Source organism: Psychrobacter sp. NZS113 (assembly GCF_015864825.1).
In the GTDB taxonomy this organism is placed as follows: domain Bacteria; phylum Pseudomonadota; class Gammaproteobacteria; order Pseudomonadales; family Moraxellaceae; genus Psychrobacter.
Genome location: NZ_JADYWL010000004.1, coordinates 204008 through 228310 on the forward strand (window position 1 = coordinate 204008; position 24303 = coordinate 228310).

Genomic DNA, 24303 nt, shown 5'->3' on the forward strand with positions numbered 1-24303 from the left:
TGATAATAAACAGCTCTCAAGCAAATATACAAACTCGTTCTACAATTAGATCTAACGTTTCATATTTAACATTAACTATGGCGTTAAATTTACCGTCTGATTGGTTTGCGGCGTTAGCTTAAATTCTTTTAGATCATAGCCTTGCTGTTGCGCAATCTGACGATATTTAGAGTAGGTCTCTTGACTGATATTGGGCGAACGAGCCAACAGCCATAGATAATCTTTGTCAGGTGTACCGACCAATGCCGTCTTATAATCAGCATCACGTGCTAGCACCCAATAGTCGGCACGGCCGACTGGTAACCAACGAATCCATGAGGGCAAGAAGGTGACTTTTAGCTTGCTACCAGTCTCATCCGCCGGCTTTGCTAGACCTTCAGCAACAATCTCCGAGCCATCTTCGGCCATACACTTGTTAGTAACGGTTATACCTTTTCCATCAGCTTTTTGAGCATAATTGGCCGTAACATCACCTGCGCATTTACGTTGAAAATACATCGGTAGGCGCCCTATCTCATACCATTTACCCGCATACTGCTTTAAATCAACACTATCTACAGTGGTTGGTGTAGTTGCAGATTTGTGAATGATGGCACTTGGTTCTATAGACAATGTCTCTGTCGTGGTTTTATCCATCATCGCATTAGTAGCAGCCATAGCCGCTACATTGACTGGTGGCGTAGCAGCATAAGCTGAGAACGCAGCCAATGGGATAATAATCGCTAAGGCAATACCCGTATGCTTAATCAGTCCATTCATAAATACGCGCTCCGGTATTTCTTTATACGATGAAAGAGTGGTATCCGATGACAAATCAGTTTTTTGTTCAAAATTTTTGTGCTCGAATTTTTCTTTTGATATGTTCACCTGATCAGCCACAGACTCTGAAGTCAGTGGCTCAGACAAGGTTACTCCTTGAGACTGTTCAAGACTGCTGTTCAAACCATTATTTTTCGTAATGTCGTTATCAGACATAGCAGACTCTTTAGCCTTTGGCGGGCTTTTGACAGCGTTTTTGTACCCAAAATAGCTGTCTTGCGAAGACGTGTCTTTTACCGAATGGCTCGGATACTCATCATTCGATTCGTCATGGTTGTAGCTAGCATCATTGCTGGCATAGCCTGTCCTTCGCGTATTATCCTTATTCAGATAATAACTGCTTGGCTGGCTAGTCTGCTGAGATTGAGAACCAGCTTCCTGTGAATCAGACCATCCTGACTTAGGTAACTTGTTGGCTTTCATAGAATTACCGTTATTAATAATGACTGTGAAAATTTCTTTGTGTATTTATCCACCTAACCTAACTCTCTGAACGTCACCAAATTCAAAAAACGCGTTTAATAAACAAATCAGCGCTATAGAATTTGATATTACTACAAAGGTTAAAATATATTTTCATAGGCATTTTGCTAATGAACGATAGGCAGTTTGCTTATGAATGATAGAGTAAACACTCTTTAATTAGGTATTCTATATTAAGGACAACTTGACTATTAAAATAGTGTCGCTATGTAGGGAAAAGCAACGGTTTGTAAGTAACTATGTTTTTATTAGGTATTTATACGGTGGAACAAATACCTAATAAAAACATAGTTACTTACTGGATAAGTATCAGGAGAATTAGTAATAATCCTGATAATTTTCGACAAATAACAGGCTCAAAATAAGTCGAATCTCTTATCAATTTTCCTTGTTAAAAAACTGACGAATACCAGCAACACTAATACCACCATGTACTAATGCACGGTCAATCATCATGGGTGACAGACCTCCCAAACCAATGACTGGCATATCGGCCAGCTGTGCTAAGGCAGACCACGCCTCCCAACCAAGTGGCACAGTATCAGGATGTGTCTGAGTGGCTAATACTGGTGAGATAAAAATACCAATCACTGGCGACAGCTGGTGCTGTATTCGAACACTGGCGAGTTTGTTGGCGGCTTTAATACTGGCAATATCGTGACAACTGATTATCAATGGAAAGCTATCCGATAAACAAGCCTCAGAGACAGAAAGATCTTGAGCATCTTCAAACCATTGCATCAGTGATGCATGGGTCAAATGATTTGCAACGACTTGATGAGAGATGCTTTCAGCTTTAGTCGGCATTGGCTCATCAACGTCTACAAATTGGCTGTCAGTACCATAAGGTACAATTACTTGAATGTCTGGACGACCATGCATCAATTGAGCTGCTAAGTTACCTGAGCGCTCTGGGCAAGCCTCTTTTATTCGAATATAAACCAAAGACTCTGGTGCTAAATGTGCTTGATGATATTGCAACCATGCTGCCGCTGAATCTGCGCATTCACTAAAATGTGCTAACGGATAGGTAATAGTGATTTGCGTTGGTAATCTCAGCCACTCTAGAATCGTTTTATTCGCAGCAGGCAAAGGATACTCACCTGCCAATAACTTGGACTTATCTACCCATGTCAGCGCCTGCCCTTCTAGTCCATATTCGCAATGCTTATGCTGCTCGTATTGCTGCACTGCCAGCTCAATCTTGTAAACCTGTAGTACAACCTGCTTGTCACCATAGTCATGATGCAAACGACCAAGCTTGACGATAATGTCATTCTCTATAGCAATCCCTGTTTCTTCAGCGACTTCTCGAACCAGTGCCTGTTCAGCACTCTCATTGGCATCAATCTTACCACCGACGAACTCATAGCAATTGCCTTGATGTTGGGTAGCATTTCTAAACCCAAGCAAATATTGCTCTTTATGGTGAATAACAGCGACGGCAACGTTTACGATGACTGCTTTTTTATCTATGTTTTGGTTTATTTCTTGGTTATCTGATTTGCTTGGCATAGTTTTGTCCTTCATTGTTCATTTTTATCCAGTCATTCAAAAATATTAGAAAACAGCAATTATCTAACTTAAAATACTGATTCTGAAAACAATTTTTATAAACTAACTTGTTTGATGTAGGCTTTATGACAACTGCTTTAGATAAGTTTACATAATAACTGCATTTTATTTTATCAATTGTCTTGCAAAATCATTCAATCTAAATGATAATTATTATCGTTAAAGATGATTGCTTACTGTTATCGCTACTCAGCTATTTTTTATCAAAAGGATTTTATTATGAGCATGGTCATCTCTCGTTATCTAAACTGCCGCGAAAACCGTCTACCTACCCTACAATCACAGCACTTATTTGCTCTAACCAAGGAAGTACGTATCGAGCACGAAGGTGAAGAGTATCGTCTACGCCTAACGCGTAATAATCGACTAATCCTAACCAAATAGAACGAACATCGCTCGGTGTCCACTTATAAAAAAACGCCTTCATTAAAAGGCGTTTTTTATTGACTGAACATTACTATAGTCATCGTTAATGGATATAGATTTTAGATATTGATAATAATTTATAGTCAAAGAAATCTAAAATTGCTACAAGGCAGTCGACTGCAGATTGTACAGGTAGTACATCTAAGGAGACTAACACCGTAGCAGCTTAGTAATTCTCTGACTACAGCGTTACGCTTAGAACTGCCAGCTATAAACCACATCCACTGCATTCTCTGCAGCAGCGCTTGCTTCAACATAGATACGACGCGTCAACTGGTAACGAATAGACAAGCTATTCTGAGCATTGAACACACCCACTCCGTAGCGAATATACAAGTCAGGGGTCACATAACCAGTGACATTGACATTAGTATCTTCACTACTACCTGAGGCATCCACTGTCAGAGATTGTAGCCCAAAAGCCTGACCTATCTGATTGGTTAAGCTGCGCGTACCACTCAGTCCAAAACTCAGTCCAGCTGCTGCTAAGTTGTTGGTAACCTGCGACTTAAATCCTTGCTCACTGATCTGGGTCGCACCAGTATTAGTAAGGCGGCCTGTGACCAATGCATTCATCGCTTGCTGCTGTGTTAGACCAGCATTGTTGAAGACAGTAATGTTTGGTGATTCGGTATTACCTGTGACCCGTAGACCAACTGTTTTACTTTCAATAGTTTTAACCGCCTCGATACTCAAGGTCGGGTTCATAACATCACCATCAAAGCGTACTTGACCATAATTGAGCTCTAAGCTTTGACCAAAGGCATTGATATCGGTACGACGTGACACCTGTACCACACCTTTAGCACGCATAATGCCCGTACCATTTTGGGTGATATTAATCGCACCTGCTAAAGGAATAACAGCACCAAAGCCACGGAAATTGATATCCTCACCCAAATCAATACCAATATTTGCATTAATAGACCAAGGCTTAGAGACAGCCAAGACCTCATCGATATTACCAATCAAACGACGATCGAGCACGACTGCGTCTTCGGTTTGAGTCACAATATCTTCACTGGCTTCTGGTGGACGAATGGTCGCTGACGGTACACTAATCGCCCCTTTAATATCGACATAGCGGTCGCCTGGTCGCACAATAATGTCAATATCTGGATCTATTTCAGCCACTAGCAACGGCGGCTGAGTAAGCACCAAGCCTTCGCCTATAACACTCAGCTTAGCTTGTAGCTTTTGCTTCCAATCAATCGTTCCTGTCAAAGACCCTTTACCAGTACCGCTGTTAAACGTGCCATCCATCGTTGCTTGAGTGCCACGAATTTTGGCTGCAGCATTCACATTGGTCAAGTTAATTGGTAAGTCCAACATGGCGATACGGCCATTCGAAAGTTTTACATCACCATAGAACTGCGGCTTGTCTAACGTACCACCGACTCCACCTGCCATTGTGACATTCCCTCGCAGGACTCGCATACCAGGGAAGAAAGGCTTAAATATCGCTAGATTAAGCTCATTGAGCACCAGTGCACCTGAGATTGGTTTAGGCGACTTATAAGGATCAACAACGACCTCAGCATAGCCACGAGCACCGCTTCCTGTATTGATGTCTGTACGCAGCTTGAGACCTTCTGCGACTGATACAGCAATGAGAGAGACTCGTTTATAAGGCAAAGTAACAGCAGCACTATCACCTTCTTGAGCTAAGCCGATTTTGCCATTGTCCGAATACAAGGTTGTATTGATAGTCGGTGGACGACCACGTTGCCAACCGACAATAGCCTTACCATTAATCTTGCCATACCAATCAATATCTTCGGGCAAAAAGACTGAGAACAATGAAGTATCCAGGTTTTGTAAGGCCACATCGACCTCACCTTGATCTGGTGATGCGATTAATTTTTTGCGTAAACACAGCTTGCCAGTTTGATCAGCAGCTTGCCAACAGTGCGCGGCTAGCTGTACTTTGAAGTCCGTGTTTTTTCCATTCTGTTCATTAGGTAAATTCACAATCAATTGTGCTGGTTGTAACTGGTTCAAGGTCGCGTATTTAGACTTAATACGACCCTCACCGATTACTCCAGACCAGCTCACGTTATTGCGATTGAAACCACCTTTGACTCGCGCACCGATAGTCAGCTGTTCATTCGCCACGTCGAGATCGACCACGTGTGCCTGCTCTGTACCATTGAATGAAGCCTTAACACTCTTAAAGCTCTGTCCAGCAGCATCTAGTCCTTCAGCAGTAATGATAAGCTGACTTGGACTGTTTGCCAGATTAACCAGTTTGCCGCGAACTCGGCCCTGACGCAATATAAAGCCTGGTAGCGCAAGACGCTCACCCACCAAATCAATATAAATCGTTGGCAAGGCTTGCCCTACGGGCTGTGATAAAGTGGCGCCCCCTGTTACTTTACCTGCAAACTGATTTGAGAGCTGATCTAAGCTGGTAATATTAATTTTAGTTTGTAACTGCTTAGCATTACCGTTGGCGGTTACGTAATTATCACCCCAGCGCAGTACGAGGTTGTTGGCATTTAAGCTATCAATTAAGGCATTTACTTTCTTATATTGCGCTTGAGCATCTTGCTTTTGCAGGCTTTCAAAGTAGCTTGCCAAGTCTTTTGGTAAGCGCATCTTTGCCGTTAAACTGCCTTTAGCACTTAGCGTTTGACCTTTTAACGTTCCTCTCAAATCAACTTGTTTAATATTAATAATTTGCTGTGAGTCACTCCAGCGCCCATCAGTATCTATCGTACCCGTGATAAGGCTTGGTGTATCTTTTAGGAAATACCCTAGGTTAAACCGATCCATTACTGCGTTGATATCCCAAGCAACGCCTTGACGCACATCTACGGTGCCGTTGGCATCTATACTGCCGGCAGCCCCAACATGGCGGAAGCGTTTGATACGAATCAATTGATCATCGCCGCTAGTTTCAATGGTCAACTTACCAGCTGGCAGTTGTTCAGCATCCAGCACACCATCGAAATTTACGGCAAAACGTTTTAGTTTGCCTGCTGCATTTGCACTATTATTAGATGCCGCTTGCCACTCTCCACTGGTTTTTAGATCCCCAGTAATAATTGCTGGATTATTAGGCAGAAAATAACCCAAATTGAAATCGTCAAAGCGGCCATCTACCGTCCAACCAATATTTTTGCGTAAATCAATGACACCCTTCGCTGCCACTGCACCAGCCTCGCCATTGTAGTTTAGCTTACGAATACTAATCAGACTTGGCGTACCAGCGGCATCAATAGATAGGCGACCTTTTGGCACATCTGCCGTGTCAACTTGCCCATCGAAACGCGCATCAAATACAGAAAGCTCTCCGCCCACGATATCGATACTAGCATCACCACCACCTGTTATGCCGATGGTACGACTGTCTTGTGTGGCATCAAGCTGCGTCTGCAAATCAGTGTTATTCAACGTAATAATATGACGCTGTCCACTAACACCGTTTTTGGTGATGTTTAACAAACGACCACGGGCATTAATACTGCCTATCAAACGCTCAAGCGGTAAGTCACTGCGGTATTTTTTCGGGAGCAAACCCTTGGTACTCGCATCCACTTGCCATGTAAGTGGCGTATTCTTACTCGCTAGTCGAATCTGTCCAGTTCCCGATAGGTCGCCCACGATTCCTTCATAGTTAAGGCGATTGATATCTATGACGTCACCAGCTTTGCGTAGACGCACATCATAGTTGCCTTTAGGTGCAGCATTGAGCTCATTGATAACCGCATTGGCATCGACGGATAGCTGTGAACCACGAATGATGACATCCGCCTGCCCACTAGGGCTATTAATATTGCCTATATCAGGCACATCACGGCGAACTAAGTTTTGCCATTTGGCATCAATGTACCAAGGAGCCGCCTGTTTAGATTTCGCTGAAACTTTACCACTGGCAATGTTGGCATTGACATGCTCGCCATCACGTTGACGTAAGTCTACATCTATCTCTGTATTACCTGCGCTATTCTGCTGCTGATAATGTAGCGACAGTCTGCCATCAAGCGTTTGCGGTGCATATGCTTTAAAGTCAGCATACTCATCAGGAATCGCTTGGCGAATATTAAAGTTACTGCCTGTCGCTCTAATTTTTGCATCAAAGCTGTTTTTCCAATCCAAAATACCCTGCAACCCTAAACGTCCAGCAGGTACATCAGCATCTAAACGATCAATACGCAGCTGACTATCAGCAATAATCGCACGGCCTTGATAATGACCTGAAGGGATATCTTTGGCCGTCAGTTCAGTATTGATGCGTAGACGTATCTCAGAGACGACACCCTCAGCGGTGGCCGTACCGCTTTTTAGACGAATATCTTGATCTTCAGCATAAGGAATTAGGATATCATCCCATTGCAATTTTGCCCGAAACGGTGAATCACTGTCCAATCCCTGCACGATAAAATCGCCACTCACATCACTATCATTATAGCGGCTGCGCACTTTGCCAACCGTACGTTTGAGGGTGCCTGTAGCGGTAATATTCAGCGGATCGATATAGGCTTGTTCTAGTGCACTTACTTCTGCAATAGCACTTAAATCTAGTGGATAATCGCCTTGGAAATCAATCTCACCTTGCAAGGCACTGATCTTGACTATATCAGCATACTGTAAATCACCACGAGCAATGGATACCGTGCTGCCGACCCAAGTCAAATCACGGGCAACGACATTGCGGACGACAATAGGCTCTTTAGTCACTTGCTTATAAGTAATGTTTTTGATTTTAGCTTGGTCAAACCGTAGATTAACGGGTAATTGCAGAGTTTTATAATCGAAAGGCTCACCCGTTGGTGGCTCATTATTGATAATTTCAATATTCTGTATGTCGGCCTCACGCAAATGCACTTCTTTGGCAAACACAGCGCGCCAGCCTATCTTTACATAGGCTTTATCAACCAATATCTCAAGATCTTCTGTCGCTTTGATATCGATATCACTAACCCAAATACCGTCACGCAAGTTACCTTGACCATATTTGAACTCTATGCCCGTCTCAGCGCTAACTTTTTCTAATATGAACTTAGTGCCCGTCTCTGTACCTGCTGCGTAAAAAAACACTGCAAACATAATTGCTAGTACAATTACAACCAGAACCAGCAGTTTGAGTAGGAATGACAGGGGATAAAAACGTTTAACTGCACGAGCGTCACGCTGTGCAGGATCTTCATCTGGTGAATTACTAGGCGGGGTGTTTTTTGTCAGCATGACACTCAACTACGTTAGAAAATGATGGCCAGCGATTGGCACGATAAACAACAAATAGAACCAATTTCATGACTACAAAGGTGAGCCAATAAAGAAATGTAATCGAATAGGAATACTCTCCTCTGTTACACCAGCTGCCACATCGACTCGCACCACACCTACTGGCGATGCCCAGCGGATACCGACACCGACACCGACTTTTGTCTCAGTCTCAAAGTTTTCGTCATAAGCATTACCCACATCAGTGAAGAATGCACCGCGAAGACCTGGTTTAAACTCATAGTTATATTCAGCACTACCAACTGCGAGAACTTGCCCACCCGTCAGATAGCCATTTTCTAATGGCGATAAGCTTTCGTAATCGTAACCACGAATACTTTGATCACCACCTGCAAAGAAACGTAATTTATAAGGCACATCGTAAAAGTCATCTGCCCAAATATAACCCGTATTTAGACTACCCAATACTTGATGTTTCTTATCCTCACCAAAGCTATAAATACCGCTAAGACCAGCACGAACGATGGCCATATTGGTATCACTAGCTAGCGTATCGCTGCCTGCTTCAAGGGAATAGGTCTGACGTATGCCCTGAGTTGGATTGGTATTATTATCCACATCGGCTTTACTGACACTATAACCAAATAACAATGCTTGCTGAGTTGGATTGGAGGACGTAAAGCGTATGGGTAAATCTTCCAACTCTGTTTCATCAACACCTGTCTCAAGCTGATCCAAACGGTAGCGCATAGAGTAACTACGACTCCACCCACTGTCACGACGGATATTACGTGCCAATCCTGCTTTTAGGGTTTTGGTCGATAGGTCAAAATTGCCTTCACCTTGATCGATGACTTCTTCTTCATAAGTTAAGGTCGCATCAAGCTTGTCATTGAGTGGATGCTTCCAAGGCCGACTTGCATAAATACCCACATTTTGAGTGATGCCTGACACTTCAGTTTCTGCACCAGCTTGATAGCCCTGACGATTTAGCAGATTGTAATCTATTTTTGCGGTTGCTCGAACACCAGTATCTGTTCCATAACCAAGACCAAATTGAGCATCACGTGGCTTATTAGAAGCCACGAAAACATATAAAGGTACTTTTTTACTCTCAGCCACTTCTTGCGGTGTTTTTCGTCCTGCCAAGGTTGGTGGCACAAAGTTTTCATCAGCGAGGAGACCTTCTTTATCAGGGAATATTTTTTGAGCGACATTACTGATGGAATCACTAATTCTACCCAAAAGATTCTCTGCTTCTTGCTCTTTTTCATCCAGCACTCGGTCATTTGGCAAGCTACTCAAGCGTTCTGCTTTTTGTTCGATGGCTTGTAGTTTATCGAGCGTGGCTTCATCAGCTTCAAACTCAATAGCCGCAATATCCTCTTCATTAACCGTGTTTTCGCCAACTACACTACTGTCATCAGAGTCACTGACAAGGGCCTCGTTAGCAGTCATTATAGATTCATTGCCATTATTCATGAGATCTGTGATGCTACCACTACTGATGTCTTCACTTGACGTACTGTTACTATTCACTGGAGTATTATCAAAAGCCAAGGTACTGTATTCACTGCTTTCGTTTGGTGGTAATATCGATTCTACGTTGACCGTATTAAAGTAACGTGTCGATGATAAATCGTTGCTAAATTTAGTCACGGCAGGTGCATAGAATGGCTCGCCTGGTTTAAAGTCAAACAGCTGCTGTAATAATGACAGCTCAACTGGCAGTTTATCGGGATCTCGAGTCAATGTGTTGGTTTCTCTGTCATAGGTAAAGAAAACCACTTCATCAAACTTGTAACGCTCGCCCGTGTCATAGACCAAAGACACATCCGCTGTGTTATCGGGCAAGATGACGTCGACAGATTTGTTTAGCCAGTATTGGTCAAAGTAACCATAAGTATTACTGAGCGACTCTAGCGCAGCTTTACTTTCTTTGTAGACACGATGGTTAAAGACATCACCTTCTTTTGGTGGCAGCTCTTCCCCTAATTTGACAAACTCTTCTTGGTCGCTACCTTCACCTCGAATTTCTATGATACGGCTATCTACTAGCACTGGTTCGCCCAGTTCTTCAATAACGACATCCAACGTGTCCCTGCTGGGCTGACGCAGACTCAATTCAACCTCATAGTAACCCACTGCTTTTGCCGCATCCAAAGCGGTTTCACGTAAGCCTGGCAAAGCGGAAGTAAAGTCGGCAACTGAAGGAGCGGTGGTTTGGTCAAGGGCAGCTTTGATATTTTTCATCGGCTGAATACTATCATCTGCTTTGATTTCTTTAGGCTCACCATTGGTCGTATCATCAGACGGTGCTTGCTGTAAATAAATCGTTGTTTCTATACTAGGTAAGGTTATCGCGCCATCATTAAAGAAACGATTGTAAAGGCGCTTAACGATGTTGCCTTTGTTGCGTTCCCGCGGCCCAGTTCTATTGTTTTGTTCAACATTTTCGATTTCTACCTGAGTATCAGTTTGATAATCTGGCAGGTAATCACTTGGATCAATAATATTTGATGTCGTACCCTCTACATCCGTTACATCACTGGTGCTCGCTATCAACTCATTACTATCACCGCTGTCACCATCTACACTTTCGGCACTGACTGTTGCAGGCTGTACCACTTCAGTTGTTTCTGTTGATTCAGCGGCTGTCTCATTCCTACCCAATGTGTCAAGATTACTAGGTAATGGCAGGCTGTCGGCATCAAGTTCCACATCTAAACCAATTGGAGGTGCCGTATCATTCAACGTCGCGATTGGCGCCGTAAAGTCCCTATCAACGTCACTATTGCTGATGCCATTAGTATTATTAAGATTGTTACCGCTACCTATCGTATTAATATCTTGGGTATTTTGCGTATTCAACTCAGCGAGTTCACGATCAATCTGCGCAGGCGTCATCATCTGATAACCCTGCTGCTGTATCGCTGTGGCTTGTTGCAACAACTCATCATCCGAACTATCAAAAAGATTGAGCTGAACATCGTCATCTGAATCTAGATCTAAATCTAAAAGTGTGGTTGATTGACTGGCTGCTACTTGGTTGGTCACGGATTGAGCAGGAGTACTTGCATTGATGGCAGTATCAGCTAAAGCTGCAGGTGCGATACCAAAACCAACAAAGCTGGTCGCTAAAGCAGAAAAAAGCGCAGAGCGTGTAAAGTGAATGCGCGGCGCATCGCACGTAGCCATACGAGGGCTGTTTTGAGTTTTGCAAAGTTGAATATCGCAAGGTTGAGTATGATGAGATCGCATGCGTTGAGCACTGATATCATCTTGCACATTTATATGAGTATCACACGGACTAACCGATATAAGACGCGCTAGAGTTGAAGGCTGGTGGTTCATTTTTATTTCCTATCACCTCACGCGGCACAATGTCATTAACGATAGCAGTCGCTAAGTTTTACCGGTGAATAAACTTATTAATCGGGGCTCAGATTCTGATTGACTACCTTTGCTCTTGATAATGACAGTCTGCGGCCAATAGTGCAAACTTTAGACCTGAGTGCCATTATCGTATCAATAGGTAGGTAGACTGTATTGATAGCGGGGCTTGCCATCACTTATATATAACAGTAAAACCCTGTAAAATTCACAAATCATAACGTAGATAATTATGAAATCATAGCGTCGGGCGCATGTATTTATACCAAAGCCTTGCTATTATACGTCCTAATATTGATAAAACCTATGCTATATTTCGATAAGTTTTTGATACTATTAATAATTACCTTTATCTTAAAAGCCGCACTCCGTATGTCCTTTTAATCTATCAGCCGCGATCTATCTGTAGGAACTTTCATGGCAAATCAGTTTCAGTTATTTAAGCACCGCCGGTTTAGTGCCATGTTTTTTACCCAGTTTTTGGGCGCGTTTAATGACAATGTTTTTAAGCAAGCGCTCATACTGGTTCTGACTTACACCGCTGCAAGTCAATTGGGAATGGAAGTCAGTATCTTAAATAACTTAGCCGCGATGTTATTTATCTTGCCCTATTTTTTGTTTTCAGCGTTGGCAGGGCAAATTGCGGATAAATACGAAAAGTCAAAGCTAACACAATTGATCAAACTGCTTGAGCTGGTGATCATGGCGATCGCTGCAGTTGGTTTCGTGTTTGAGTGGTATGCCCTCTTATTTGTAGCATTGTTTTTAATGGGTACCCATTCAACTTTTTTTGGACCGATTAAATACGCCTACTTGCCACAAGCGATGAAAGAAGACGAGTTGGTTGGTGCCAATGGTTTGTTTCAAATGGGCACCTCATTAGCTATTTTGCTAGGGATGATTATTGCGGGCGTCCTCACGCAACTGTCGCAGTCGCTGTATTGGATTAGTGTGACCGTTCTGATCGTAGCCGTGTTGGGCTATTTGGCAGCACGTTACATTCCAACCATGCCAGCGATGCAGCCCAGTCTAAAAATCAACTGGAATATTTTCACCACCAGTTTGGCCACGGTTCGCTACTTATATTCATTACCTTTTCTATTCTGTGTCATCCTTGGCAACAGTTGGTTTTGGTTTTATGGTGCGACGTTCTTGACCCAAATGCCAGAACTTAGCAAAGTCATTTTGCATGGTGATGAGTCAGTGGTAATTTTCCTATTGACGCTATTTTCAGTTGGCGTATCGATTGGTTCATTACTGTGTAAATCTTTGACCAAAAACCAAGTCAGTTTGCGCTTATTACCTTTTGGCATTGCTGGATTAAGTATTTTTGCAATCGATTTATATTTCTCACTATCAGGTCTTAATATCAACGTGAGCAATGACACCTTCCTCAGTGTCAGTGATTTAGTGGGTATGAGTGGTAGCTGGCGAGTATTTGCAGACTTGTTCTTTTTGGGTTTTAGTGGCGGTCTATATATTGTGCCTTTATATGCATCTATGCAGGCGTATGCACCCAAAAGCCATCGTGCGCGTATCATTGGTGCTAATAATATCTTTAATGCGATATTTATGGTTACCTCAGCGATTTTCGCAATTATTATCTTAAATACGTTGGCGTTGAGCATGCCTCAGCTGTTTTTGGCAACAGGACTACTCAATATTGCATTTGGCGCGTTTTTATACGTCAAGCTCAATAAACATATCAAAAGCGCTGTGATTCAAACGCATGATGAAGTCGTTCCATAAATATGCTAAAGCTGAATTGAGTATTACTATAGTAATCAGTATGTTTTTGAGCCGATAATATTCGTGCTGATAATTTAGATTGTTTGCTATAGTAATGCTTGTGAAGCTGAGACTATAATTGTCTCAGAAAAACAGACAACCTTATTTTTTGATAGTAATTCTTAACAATAGCACTTTAACAATAGCACCTTTTAATAACAGTACCTTTTGATAGTACATACAGCCATTAGGAGTGAATTATGGCCCTACGTCCCTTATCCAAAATTGACCAGTTCTTACTCGGCGTCGATAAGGCATTACGAGCTGTCGTACCGCACTCAAATCCTAGTACCCGTCCATTACCCGTCAGCAGTGATGAGATTCCCGAGCTGACCATTACTGAAGCTCGGCATGTCGCAGGACTGATGCGTATCAATCATACTGGTGAAGTATGTGCGCAAGGTCTGTATCACGGTCAAGCCTTTGCTGCGAAAGATCATGGCGTCAAGCAATCCATGCAACACTCTGCCGAAGAGGAAGTTGACCATCTGGTTTGGTGTGAGACTCGTCTAAGTGAGCTTGGTAGCCACGCCAGTCTCTTTACGCCACTATGGTACGGCATGTCTTTTAGTCTTGGGGCAGTAGCTGGTGCTATCTCTAATGAATTCAGCTTGGGGTTCGTCGCAGAGACAGAAGCACAAGTCAGTGAGCACTTGCAAGATCATATCCAGCAACTGCCTGAGCATGACAAGCGCTCAAAAGAGATACTGGCACAAATGGATATCGAAGAGTTGCACCATCGTGAGCTCGCACTTGCCAGCGGCGGTGCTGCATTGTCACCGCCTGTACGCAAGACGATGCGCTGGATGGCCAACCGTATGAAAGCCACTGCTTATCATTTGTAGTGCTAAGCAGGAAGTTTGCCAGCTCTAGATTAATAGAGACTATAAGCTTGATTATCGCGTCTACTATCGAGTTTTTGACGTTTGCTATTAACAATCCTACTACTGATAGCGTAAAGCTTAATTTGCTACGGTATAAAAAATTTGTACGATTTTGCAGTAAAGACACAACTTATATGACCATTTAATTGCTAAATAACGACTAAATAAACAAGGTAACAATCTTTATGAATACCATTAAAAAATCAATACTCTCTAGCAGTGTGTCTACCAAGTCTTCTAAACTGGTCACGATGACCGCCCTAGCAGCCGCATGTACAATGTTACTATCAGCGCCTGTCAATGCGGCCGAAACCAATGCAGCAGCCACATCAGTTCCTAGTGCTGTAGACTCTAGCAAACGCGTGATTCGTCTTGCTCAACCTAAAGCTGCTAGTACAGATCAATCAAACACTCAACCAACTTCACAAGCTAATGCGCCTGCCGCCACTACTCAACCAAGCGCTCCTACACAAAGCCTTTTCCCGATGAGTTCTGGGCAGCCACAAAATGTCACACCTGCCCCAACTAAGCCTGTATATACAGGTAGCACTCATGTCTATGAGCCTGGGCCAATGACGACATCTGGTATCGATCTGCGTAGTGGTCAACTTGCAAATATTCCAACGCCGAAAGTACAGTTGTCAGACGTGAGCTTTTTAAAGACCGTATTGATTCCACAACAAACAACCGCTAACTCTGACAAATTAGACGTGAGCTTGCTTGATGACTTTATCCAAGAGGCGTCACCTAATGCCCGCCATTATCCGCCAAACTTCCCTAACCGTACGCAACGATATAATGTTCGCGAAAAAATCAAAGTGTTAGCTGAGTGGATTGAACCTTATGCCCTGTCACCAAATGCCTCTTATGATGTACTGCTTCGTGCAGCCAAGCTTAATGGTATGGGACGTAATTTAGATTTGGGTTCAGACTATACGATACGCGGTGGTAAATATGTTGACCGCGCTATCAAGCTTCAGCCTGATAGTGGTGAAGCCAACTTCTTGTACGGCATGATGCTATCAGAAGGTGGCGGTTTTAAAGAAGGTCAAAAATACTTAGATAAAGCCGTCTCTCTAGGCTATACCGAAGCAGAGCAAAGCTTGGCACAGTCAGACGTGTTAAGTGACCGTCGTGATAGCGCATTAGAGCGTCTACGTCGCCTTGAAAGTCAAAATCCTAATAATGCTATGATTGGTCAGCAGATCAAACTCATTGAAGAAGGTAAATTCTATATTTGGGACATACCAGCGCCTGACATCAACGTTAAACCAGGTGCTTAAAATGGTTTTATGTATTGATCAAAATGATTGATACATAATCTACGACCAAAGTAGTCAGCGTCTTCATTTTATATCGATATAAAATGGAGACGCTTTTTTGTGTCTAGTAGGGCATGTCCTCAATTCAAGCGATAATCATCTAACTGGGCTAAAAATGGCTAAACTTTGCCAAACAGCGTCAAACAGCGTCAAACAGCGTCAAACAGCGTCAAATAGTTGGTCAATATCTCGATATTATCTGCACTATTTTTCTCGTTTGACGACAATTTATCTCATTTTATCTCCATTTTTGAAATGAGGACACACCCTAATAAACCAGTTATTTTAATTGGGTTCTCATCTTGCTTAAATAAGTAATATATTCGATTATTGAAATATAAATATAGTTGAGCAATGTCAACAGTAGCATCAATAATAGACAGCCTTATTCCTTAGATATTACTTAATGATAAAGCCCTAATGATACAGTCTCAAATAAAAAAGCTTAATCACAAAAGTTACGCTACACTCTCTCTTGTACACCGCTTACTGACTCATACCTTGATGACTAACTGGACTGAACTATGACTTTCGTTAACCCTATCAAAAATATGGTAACGCACGCTAATAAAAAAAATATACCGATCACTTCAGTCGTTTTGATAGCAGCGATGGCGTTGTTGCCTGCATGTAGTACGGTCACGGTGAATAAACAAGCGTCAGCAAAGACCATTACGGCACAGCGTGGTAATATTGTCACTGACGATAAGCTTAGTAGTGATACCGCATCAGCACTCCTATCAGCAGGGCTCAATGAGCAAGCTTGTATGCAACAATTTGATTTATGTTTGACCCAGCTCACAGACAGTCTCTTAAATGAACACTACCGTCCTGCATTGGCTGTTTTTTCCGAACTACATTATGCAAAGGCTCGACAGCTTGCCAAATCGCAAGACTGCCGCAATGCCCTTGCTCGTCCGCCTCTCGACCCTTATTATGCCAATGCACCGTTAAGTGATACCGAGGCCAATACTCAACAAGAAAACACCAGTCGCTGCCTAACTGGCTATCAAGAAAGCTTGTTTAATGCAATAAAATACAGTTATACCTATTTATTTTATGACAGTTTAGCGCATGATTTTGAGGGTAGCACTCAGGACAATAGCCATTCTAGTACACCAAACCGCATTCCAAACGATACCGATATTCAGACCCAAGATATCTATAATGCGGCGAGCAACGATGTCATCACTCAGCTCTACAAAGCAGTGGATGGTTCAGATAAATTGATGGGCGACCCGCAGATAGAACATTTACCAATAGCCTCCACTGAGCGTGACAACAGTGCCCAAGCTGCTATTGCCAATCGTCCACCTCTAAAAGGCAAGACCACCGACCAAATCAAAGTCATGAGAATACAAGTCGATGGCTATGACCTCGGTGTTTATCTACCCAATGAAAACAGCTATCTACAAAATGCGCATAAGCAAACGTCCGCACTGGCAGACTTGGTCTCTACTTATGATCTACGCCTCTCTGGGCTCAATTCAATTAGCAAACGTCCAGGCTTAGGTATTAGCTTTGTTGCCTCACTGGATGATCGCTACACCACCACGATTCGCCAACTATTGGTATCCTCATTATCAGGTCAATCGAGTGATGAAAAAGATAACAACATCGATGACAGTAAACCAAGTTCGCGAATCTATCCCACAGGCCACTTACTATTAACAGGTCTGATTAAACCCAGTGGTGATAGCGTGCTAAAAGTACTAGACAGTCGCAAGCTCGATATCCATCTGTATGACCCGTATCAAAGCGAAAGCGTCAATATCCTTAATAACGACTATACACTGGCTGCTAACTTCTCTGCCGGTTATGGCTTGTGGCTATCAGAAAACCAACTGGATGGCGTCGGCTATTTGAACTTAATCACTCGTCAGCCAGAAGAAAGACTGCCCAAACTATTTATGCTTGAGCCTTACGATCCCAATAAGCGCGTGCTGATTATGCTGCATGGCTTAGCCTCTAGCCCTGCAACGTGGGTGAATTTGACCAACGATATTCTCAATGATGATAAGTTACGTGACAACTATCAAGTTTGGCAAATATTCTACCCAACCAACTTACCTATTTTAGAAAACCGTTACCAAATCCAACGTCTGATTGACAGCACTTACCAACAGACCGACCCAACAGGACAAAATCTCGCCAGCAAAAACAGTGTGATTATCAGTCATAGCATGGGTGCTGTGATCGCTCGCATGATGCTATCTGACGAGAATTTGGTCGATGACCTAGACAACCTCGATGATCAAGATATACTCTCAAATAGCGAGAAACGTAAAATTCGTGATGCACTCAAAGCTTCGTTTGGTGAAGCACAATTGCAAGAACGTTTTAAGCTACAGGCATTACCACAAGTAGATACCGCTGTCTTTTTGTCTGCGCCGTTTCGTGGCACTGATTATGCAGACCGCTGGTTCACTCGTGCCCTACGCCGTGTTGTCTACTTGCCTGTCGGTTTAGTGAAAACCGTCACTGAAAATTTAGCAACGATTGCAACGAAAGGCGATTTGGCAGACAACCCATTAGGGGCTCTATATCTACAAAATGGCGCCAGTCAACTCAGTAATAAATCCTCCTTTATACAGTTAACCAAAGACATCAACATGAGTGAGCGCATTACTTATCACTCAATTATTGCCAATAACGATGCTGACATCACCAAAGGACTGGCACAAATGCAGCCAGGCGGTGCAAGAATTGACTTGTCACAAGTAATGGAAGAAAACGCGCGAGATAATACTGTTAGTACAAGTAAAATCTCTAATTCTGATACTACTCAACTGACAGATGAATCACTTGTAGCAGCTGTTACCATTGATGAAGATATCAGTCAGGCATTAACTGAGCGTTTATCTGATGGTATCGTACCTTACACCAGTGCACATCTAGACGGTGCTGCCTCTGAGACGGTCATTAATGGTGGTCATAGCATTCAAGAAAACCCTCAAACTATCTTAACTTTAAGGCGTATACTGCATCAGCAGCTCAATCAGTAACTTTATTAGGATTGACGATATTGAACACTGTTGAGTACGATAAAATACCTTCTTTATACTTTATTACAATATATAATATTATATAAAGAATATAGCATTAACTTATTCTTACTAATTTATATGTACTAGTAAGTATGCGTTACATGGCCTTACTTGTAGCTATAAAGCTGTAGGCGCATAATGAGGCATCAGTAACAGTAGCAGTAATTAAATGAACGACTATTTCTTAATTTGTATGGATATAAATTATTTATTCAGTTAAATCGCTTTAGTCATAGCACAAATAAAACGATTTAACTTGCTAATATTCACAGCTAAAGAAAATCTGATTATTGACCGCGATACTCGTATAAAAGGTTGCGGGCAGTTACTTGAGCGTATCATGGAAGCTTGCGCTACTTGGCTAACAAATAAAGGTAAGCGCTTATGTTCGCTGCATTTATGATCGATCAAATGGACGCACTACTACTTGCGCGTATTCAATTCGCGTTTGTTATCTCATTCCATATTGTATTTCCAGCCTTCTCTATTGGGCTTGCTAGCTGGTTAACCGTACTTGAATTCCGTTGGTTAAGAACGGGCGATCCTATCTATGCTGAAGTTTATAAGCATTGGATTAAGATATTCGCTGTCGTCTTCGGTATGGGTGTCGTATCAGGTGTGGTGATGTCCTACCAGTTCGGCACTAACTGGGCTGTATTCTCTGACAAAGCTGGTAACGTCTTGGGCCCACTACTCGCCTATGAAGTACTGACTGCTTTCTTCTTAGAAGCTTCTTTCTTGGGTATCATGCTATTTGGTTGGGGACGTGTGAGCAAACGTATGCATTTTGCTGCCACTGCAATTGTCGCCATCGGTACGCTAATTTCAGGTTTTTGGATTTTAGCCGCCAACAGTTTTATGCAAACGCCGCAGGGCTTTATGGTGGGTGCAGATGGTTTGTTATACCCAACCAATTGGCTTGAGATTATCTTCAACCCTTCTTTCCCATACCGCTATGCTCATATGATGACAGCAGCATTCTTGACAACTGCATTCGTCATTGGTGGTATTGGTGCTTATTATTTACAATCCAAAAAACATACCGAGCACCGCAAACACGGTCGTGTCATGCTAGGTATGGCGATGATTATGGCCATATTTGTCGCGCCAGCTCAGGTGTTGATTGGTGATGAACATGGTCTAAACACCTTAGAACATCAACCAGCCAAAGTCGCTGCGATGGAAGGTATTTGGGAAGATGAGCGCGGCGCCGCCTTACGCTTATTTGCGATTCCCGACCAAGAAAACCAAACCAATAAATATGAAGTTAAGATTCCATATGTCTCTGGTTTGATTCTGACACACTCATTAGATGGTGAAATCAAAGGTCTCAAAAACTGGGCACCTGAAGACCAACCACACGTTATGATTGTGTTTTGGGCATTCCGTATGATGGTCGCTATTGGTATGTTGATGGTGTTGGTCGGTTTGTTTAGTATATACAAATACTTCAAAAAACAGCAATTCAATCCCGAAAGTGTCTGGTTCCACCGTGCGTGGATGATGATGACACCGCTTGGTTTTATTGCATTATTGTCTGGTTGGTTTGTAACTGAAACTGGCCGTCAGCCATGGACCGTGTATGGCGTTATACGTACCGCTGAGAGTATGTCACCAGTCGCTGCACAGCAAGTCGCGACCACACTGATTGGTTTTATTGTGTTGTATATCTTTGTCTTTGGCGCAGGCAGTTTCTATATCTTACGCCTAATTGCTCAAGGGCCAAAACCTTATGCCGACCCTTCTGAAGATAACTTCTATGAGCATTCTGTCACGGAAGGTCAAGGTCGTACGTTGGCTGGCGATATCAACGCTGGCGATAGAATGAGAACAGACCTTGATGAACCTGCAGATGACATCGATGAAGGAGGGTTACGCTAATGTTTAACTACGGTGATGTATTAGACTTACCTTTAATTTGGGGCGGACTCATCGCTCTCGCAGTATTCGTTTATGTTTTACTGGACGGTTTCGATTTAGGCTGTGGTATTTTATTTCCATTTGCAGGCTCCGATAAAAATCGTAGTCGCATCATGAACTCTATCGCGCCATTTTGGGACGGTAATGAGACATGGTTGGTACTGGGTGGTGGTGGCTTGTTCGCCGCTTTCCCAGTCGCTTATGGCATCATTATGACAGGTCTTTATTTGCCTGTGACGGCGATGTTATTCGGCCTTATCCTGCGCGGCGTAGCATTTGAGTTTCGATTCAAATCCTCGACACGTCGTCATGTCTGGGATACTTGCTTTTTTGTCGGTTCAGTACTTGCTACTTTTTCTCAAGGGATTATGCTTGGGGCGTTGGTACAAGGGCTCGAAGCCAGCAATCGATTATACTCTGGCGGACCGTTTGACTGGTTAACGCCTTTCTCAATCGTCTGCGGCTTTGCGATGATTATTGGTTATGCCTTATTAGGCTCTACATGGCTAATCATTAAAACAGAGCACAAACTACAAGTTTGGGCACGCAAAGTCTCTGGTTGGATGTTATCGGCCTTGGTCGTCGCCATGATTGTCGTGACAGCTTTTATGTATTTTTCAGATATCAATGCACTCGACGGATGGTTTCATTTTCCAGGTATCTTATATCTGGCTCCTATGCCTATTATCGTTGTGCTGTTATTCTTTATCATGCGTAAAGATTTAAATACCGAGCGTGAATATCGTCCATTCTTATTGACTGTGGCATTGTTTTTGATGGGTTATATCGGTGTGTGTTCTGCCATGTTCCCTTATATCGTACCGTATCAAATGACGATTTATGAGGCAGCCGCAGCAGATACGTCATTATCCTTTATGTTAATTGGTGCCGTTATTATGCTGCCAATTATTCTGAGTTATACCGCTTTTGCGTATTACACCTTTAAGGGTAAAACGGATCATGAGCATATGTACTGATAAGTAAGAACATTAAGCACAGACATATGAATTGATAAAACAGTCACTGGCTACTGCCGTTATTAGCAATAGCTATACTGATTTTCAAAAGCGTATTAACACGCAAGTAGGAGACGAGTATGAAAAAACTCAGTAAGAAAAAGTCACAATGGCTATGGTTTGTCGGGCTGTATGTGGCAGGGTTCTTGGTGGTATTTACCATTGCACAATTAATCAAACTCGCAATGGGTGTTTAATACTCATAACGGCACACACATAAAAAAGCAGCGTTGATTGAATCAACACTGCTTTTTTATGCATACTCATATAGTCAAAGAAATCTAAAATTGCTACAAGGCAGTTGACTGTAGATTGTACAAATAGTACATCTAAGGAGACTAACACCGTAGCAGTTTAGTAGTTCTCTGACTATATAAGAATTTATCGAGCTTATACACCCAAGTGGTTTTTGGCACCTTTACTTTCGATAAACTCATTTACCTGTTCCAAGCGCTCAGGCGTGCCCACATCTATCCAATTGTCAGTAATGACTTCAGCGGTAATCTGAAACTTGAGCATCGCTTGTTTGAGCAATGGTGCCAACGCTGCTGGCTGACCTGATACCAAACCATCAACCAATCTAGGCGACATCACACTGATGCCAGCAAAGGTATATTTATCAGCATCACCTACAGGTTGCTCACTAGCAAGCCCATTATTAATCGCAAAATCTCCGCTATCATTGTGCGCCGGATTATCAATCAAGAGTAAATGCGCACGCTGATCAGCACCCAGTGTGTAGTCTTGCAACTGTGTGAAATCATAGGTCGTCCAGACATCAGAATTCACCAAAATAAATGGCTCATCGCGCAGTTTACCAATTTGTAGTGCTTGAAAAATGCCACCCGCTGTTTCTAGAGGTTCATCGCCTTCTACTGACCAATGCAGTTTTACGCCATATTGAGCGCCATCGCCCAACGTATCGATGAGCTTATCAGCCAACCACGACGCATTGATCGTAATGTCAGTGATACCTGCTGCCTGTAGCGCTTTGATGTGCCAAACGATAAGCGGCTGACCCGCAACTTCCACCAAAGGCTTGGGCGTCTCAAGCGTCAACGGGCGTAGACGCGTACCCTTGCCCGCTGCCAAAATCATGGCTTGTGTAATCGTAGAGGTAGACATGTACACTCCTATAATGTGTGATTTTTAAGCTCTTAAAATACTAATACGATAAATATGGTTAGATATACTGTTGCACAAACTTGTGCTGATATGCAGGCAGCACGGTATCCACAAACCATTTATTAAATGGTAGTAGCGCTTGTTGTAAGCTATCACTGCCCTGCTTGCCAAGCCACTCTAGCTCAAAGACTAGATCACTCATCACTTTAGGAATGTCTGCTAAATAGCGGTCTTTACCATCACGCTCAGACAAACGGATAAAAATCCCCAGTACTTTTAGATGACGCTGTACGCCCATTACATTGACGTCATTTTCAAACTGTTGCGCACTAGCAGCTGTGGTTAATTCTGCTTGTTGCTGTAATTGCCAAAAGTCTTTCATCCATTCAGATATTTGACTCTCTGGCCATTCGACATAAGCATCACGCACCAATGACACCAAATCATAGGTGTAAGCACCAACCACTGCATCTTGAAAATCAATCACACCCAAGCGTGAATGGTCTGCTTGGTCTTGCATAAGATTGCGACTGTGATAATCACGATGGACGATGACTTGTGGCTGCTGCAAAATCTCTTTGGTCAATGCCGCTTTTAAATTGTCCCACAACGTTTTATCGAGCGCTATGCCGATATATGGTATAAACCAATCCGTAAACAGTTCCATCTCACGATCCAATAACGCCGTATCATAATCTGGTAATTGGTGCTGAGATTTTGCTGTCTCAACAGGTACGGTTTGTAGTGCGACCAACGTCTGCATTGCTAGCTGATAGTAGTCGTTAATTTGAGTAGCTGGCGCATCAACAAGCAAATGAGCGAACTCTACCGCACCAAAATCTTGTAGTACTAAAAAGCCTTTGGTCACATCTTGCGCGACAATCGCTGGTACATTGATGGCAGGTGACATCAATTTTGTGACGTTGATGAACTGACGCATGGCATCTTGTTCGTCAGCAGAATCCATGACAATGTAATTCAACGTTCCATTGCCATCATCTTTTGGCAGTTGAATACGGTGGTATTGTCGGGCGCTGGCATCACCAGGCAGACTATCTAAGTTAAATTCTTGGCCTGTAAATACCTGCTGCAACCAGCTCTCTAGCTGCTGTAGGCGACTATTGGTTTTGGTATCAGTCATGGTTGGCTCTAAAGTCAGTTTGTCAGTCATAATGGGCATCGTAGGTTAAATATAAGTCGTAAACAATTAAAGTAGTGATAAGTCAGGCAAAACCTTGTTAAAATAGTGAAATCTTGAGCTACAATAACTGCTATAACAAGTATATTAAGTTATCATTAAATATTTAGCGCTAAG

General features: G+C 42.8%; 13 protein-coding genes. 7 read left to right on the forward strand and 6 right to left on the reverse strand.

Going from position 1 to position 24303, the window contains the following annotated elements; all coding sequences use genetic code 11:
- Positions 1 to 75: 75 nt before the first annotated feature.
- Both I6E61_RS07680 and I6E61_RS07685 read right to left on the reverse strand, forming a co-directional pair.
- Positions 76 to 1242 carry a lipocalin family protein gene (locus I6E61_RS07680; protein ID WP_197132612.1) on the reverse strand — a complete coding sequence of 389 codons (1167 nt, stop codon included), beginning with the start codon at positions 1240 to 1242 and terminating at the stop codon, positions 76 to 78.
- A gap of 438 nt (positions 1243 to 1680) precedes the next feature.
- Positions 1681 to 2817, reverse strand: a complete 1137-nt coding sequence (locus I6E61_RS07685) for an NUDIX domain-containing protein (protein WP_197132614.1) — start codon at positions 2815 to 2817, stop codon at positions 1681 to 1683.
- A 279-nt stretch (positions 2818 to 3096) separates the two neighbouring features.
- On the opposite strand from I6E61_RS07685, the gene hemP reads away from it, so the two are divergent.
- Positions 3097 to 3261, forward strand: a complete 165-nt coding sequence (gene hemP / locus I6E61_RS07690; protein WP_010200173.1) for a hemin uptake protein HemP — start codon at positions 3097 to 3099, stop codon at positions 3259 to 3261.
- Between the two features lie 237 nt (positions 3262 to 3498).
- Here hemP and I6E61_RS07695 read toward each other — a convergent pair whose 3' ends face one another.
- Both I6E61_RS07695 and I6E61_RS07700 read right to left on the reverse strand, forming a co-directional pair.
- Positions 3499 to 8493 (reverse strand): translocation/assembly module TamB domain-containing protein, encoded by a 4995-nt coding sequence (locus I6E61_RS07695; protein ID WP_197132626.1) that lies wholly within the window; start codon positions 8491 to 8493, stop codon positions 3499 to 3501.
- Between the two features lie 72 nt (positions 8494 to 8565).
- Positions 8566 to 11847 carry an autotransporter assembly complex family protein gene (locus I6E61_RS07700; protein ID WP_197132639.1) on the reverse strand — a complete coding sequence of 1094 codons (3282 nt, stop codon included), beginning with the start codon at positions 11845 to 11847 and terminating at the stop codon, positions 8566 to 8568.
- A 456-nt stretch (positions 11848 to 12303) separates the two neighbouring features.
- Here I6E61_RS07700 and I6E61_RS07705 point away from each other — a divergent pair, with 456 nt between their 5' ends.
- The 6 genes from I6E61_RS07705 to cydB all read left to right on the forward strand — a co-directional run bounded on the left by I6E61_RS07705 (position 12304) and on the right by cydB (position 21824).
- Positions 12304 to 13635 (forward strand): MFS transporter, encoded by a 1332-nt coding sequence (locus I6E61_RS07705; RefSeq protein WP_197132641.1) that lies wholly within the window; start codon positions 12304 to 12306, stop codon positions 13633 to 13635.
- A 239-nt stretch (positions 13636 to 13874) separates the two neighbouring features.
- Entirely contained in the window at positions 13875 to 14519 is a 645-nt protein-coding gene (coq7, locus tag I6E61_RS07710) for a 2-polyprenyl-3-methyl-6-methoxy-1,4-benzoquinone monooxygenase (RefSeq protein ID WP_197132645.1), read from the forward strand.
- 224 nt (positions 14520 to 14743) lie between these two features.
- Entirely contained in the window at positions 14744 to 15841 is a 1098-nt protein-coding gene (locus tag I6E61_RS07715) for a hypothetical protein (RefSeq protein ID WP_197132647.1), read from the forward strand.
- 563 nt (positions 15842 to 16404) lie between these two features.
- A complete protein-coding gene (locus tag I6E61_RS07720; protein WP_197132650.1) occupies positions 16405 to 18885 on the forward strand; it encodes a triacylglycerol lipase in 2481 nt (826 codons plus the stop codon).
- Between the two features lie 426 nt (positions 18886 to 19311).
- Complete coding sequence (locus I6E61_RS07725; RefSeq protein WP_227685729.1) at positions 19312 to 20808, forward strand: cytochrome ubiquinol oxidase subunit I; 1497 nt, start codon at positions 19312 to 19314, stop codon at positions 20806 to 20808.
- The gene (cydB, locus tag I6E61_RS07730; protein ID WP_197132653.1) at positions 20808 to 21824 is read left to right on the forward strand and encodes a cytochrome d ubiquinol oxidase subunit II; all 1017 of its coding nucleotides are present in this window, start codon (positions 20808 to 20810) and stop codon (positions 21822 to 21824) included. Before I6E61_RS07725 ends, cydB begins: the two co-directional genes overlap by 1 nt.
- A gap of 429 nt (positions 21825 to 22253) precedes the next feature.
- Here cydB and murU read toward each other — a convergent pair whose 3' ends face one another.
- Both murU and I6E61_RS07740 read right to left on the reverse strand, forming a co-directional pair.
- On the reverse strand, positions 22254 to 22988 hold the full coding sequence (murU, locus tag I6E61_RS07735; protein WP_197132656.1) for an N-acetylmuramate alpha-1-phosphate uridylyltransferase MurU: 735 nt from the start codon (positions 22986 to 22988) through the stop codon (positions 22254 to 22256).
- A gap of 58 nt (positions 22989 to 23046) precedes the next feature.
- The gene (locus tag I6E61_RS07740) at positions 23047 to 24159 is read right to left on the reverse strand and encodes an aminoglycoside phosphotransferase family protein (protein ID WP_197132659.1); all 1113 of its coding nucleotides are present in this window, start codon (positions 24157 to 24159) and stop codon (positions 23047 to 23049) included.
- Positions 24160 to 24303: the final 144 nt, after the last annotated feature.

Coding starts and splice junctions, on each gene's coding strand:
- I6E61_RS07680 (WP_197132612.1), bottom strand. CDS start 1,242: ATGAAAGCCAACAAGTTACCTAAGTCAGGATGGTCTGATTCACAGGAA.
- I6E61_RS07685 (WP_197132614.1), bottom strand. CDS start 2,817: ATGCCAAGCAAATCAGATAACCAAGAAATAAACCAAAACATAGATAAA.
- hemP (WP_010200173.1), top strand. CDS start 3,097: ATGAGCATGGTCATCTCTCGTTATCTAAACTGCCGCGAAAACCGTCTA.
- I6E61_RS07695 (WP_197132626.1), bottom strand. CDS start 8,493: ATGCTGACAAAAAACACCCCGCCTAGTAATTCACCAGATGAAGATCCT.
- I6E61_RS07700 (WP_197132639.1), bottom strand. CDS start 11,847: ATGAACCACCAGCCTTCAACTCTAGCGCGTCTTATATCGGTTAGTCCG.
- I6E61_RS07705 (WP_197132641.1), top strand. CDS start 12,304: ATGGCAAATCAGTTTCAGTTATTTAAGCACCGCCGGTTTAGTGCCATG.
- coq7 (WP_197132645.1), top strand. CDS start 13,875: ATGGCCCTACGTCCCTTATCCAAAATTGACCAGTTCTTACTCGGCGTC.
- I6E61_RS07715 (WP_197132647.1), top strand. CDS start 14,744: ATGAATACCATTAAAAAATCAATACTCTCTAGCAGTGTGTCTACCAAG.
- I6E61_RS07720 (WP_197132650.1), top strand. CDS start 16,405: ATGACTTTCGTTAACCCTATCAAAAATATGGTAACGCACGCTAATAAA.
- I6E61_RS07725 (WP_227685729.1), top strand. CDS start 19,312: ATGTTCGCTGCATTTATGATCGATCAAATGGACGCACTACTACTTGCG.
- cydB (WP_197132653.1), top strand. CDS start 20,808: ATGTTTAACTACGGTGATGTATTAGACTTACCTTTAATTTGGGGCGGA.
- murU (WP_197132656.1), bottom strand. CDS start 22,988: ATGTCTACCTCTACGATTACACAAGCCATGATTTTGGCAGCGGGCAAG.
- I6E61_RS07740 (WP_197132659.1), bottom strand. CDS start 24,159: ATGACTGACAAACTGACTTTAGAGCCAACCATGACTGATACCAAAACC.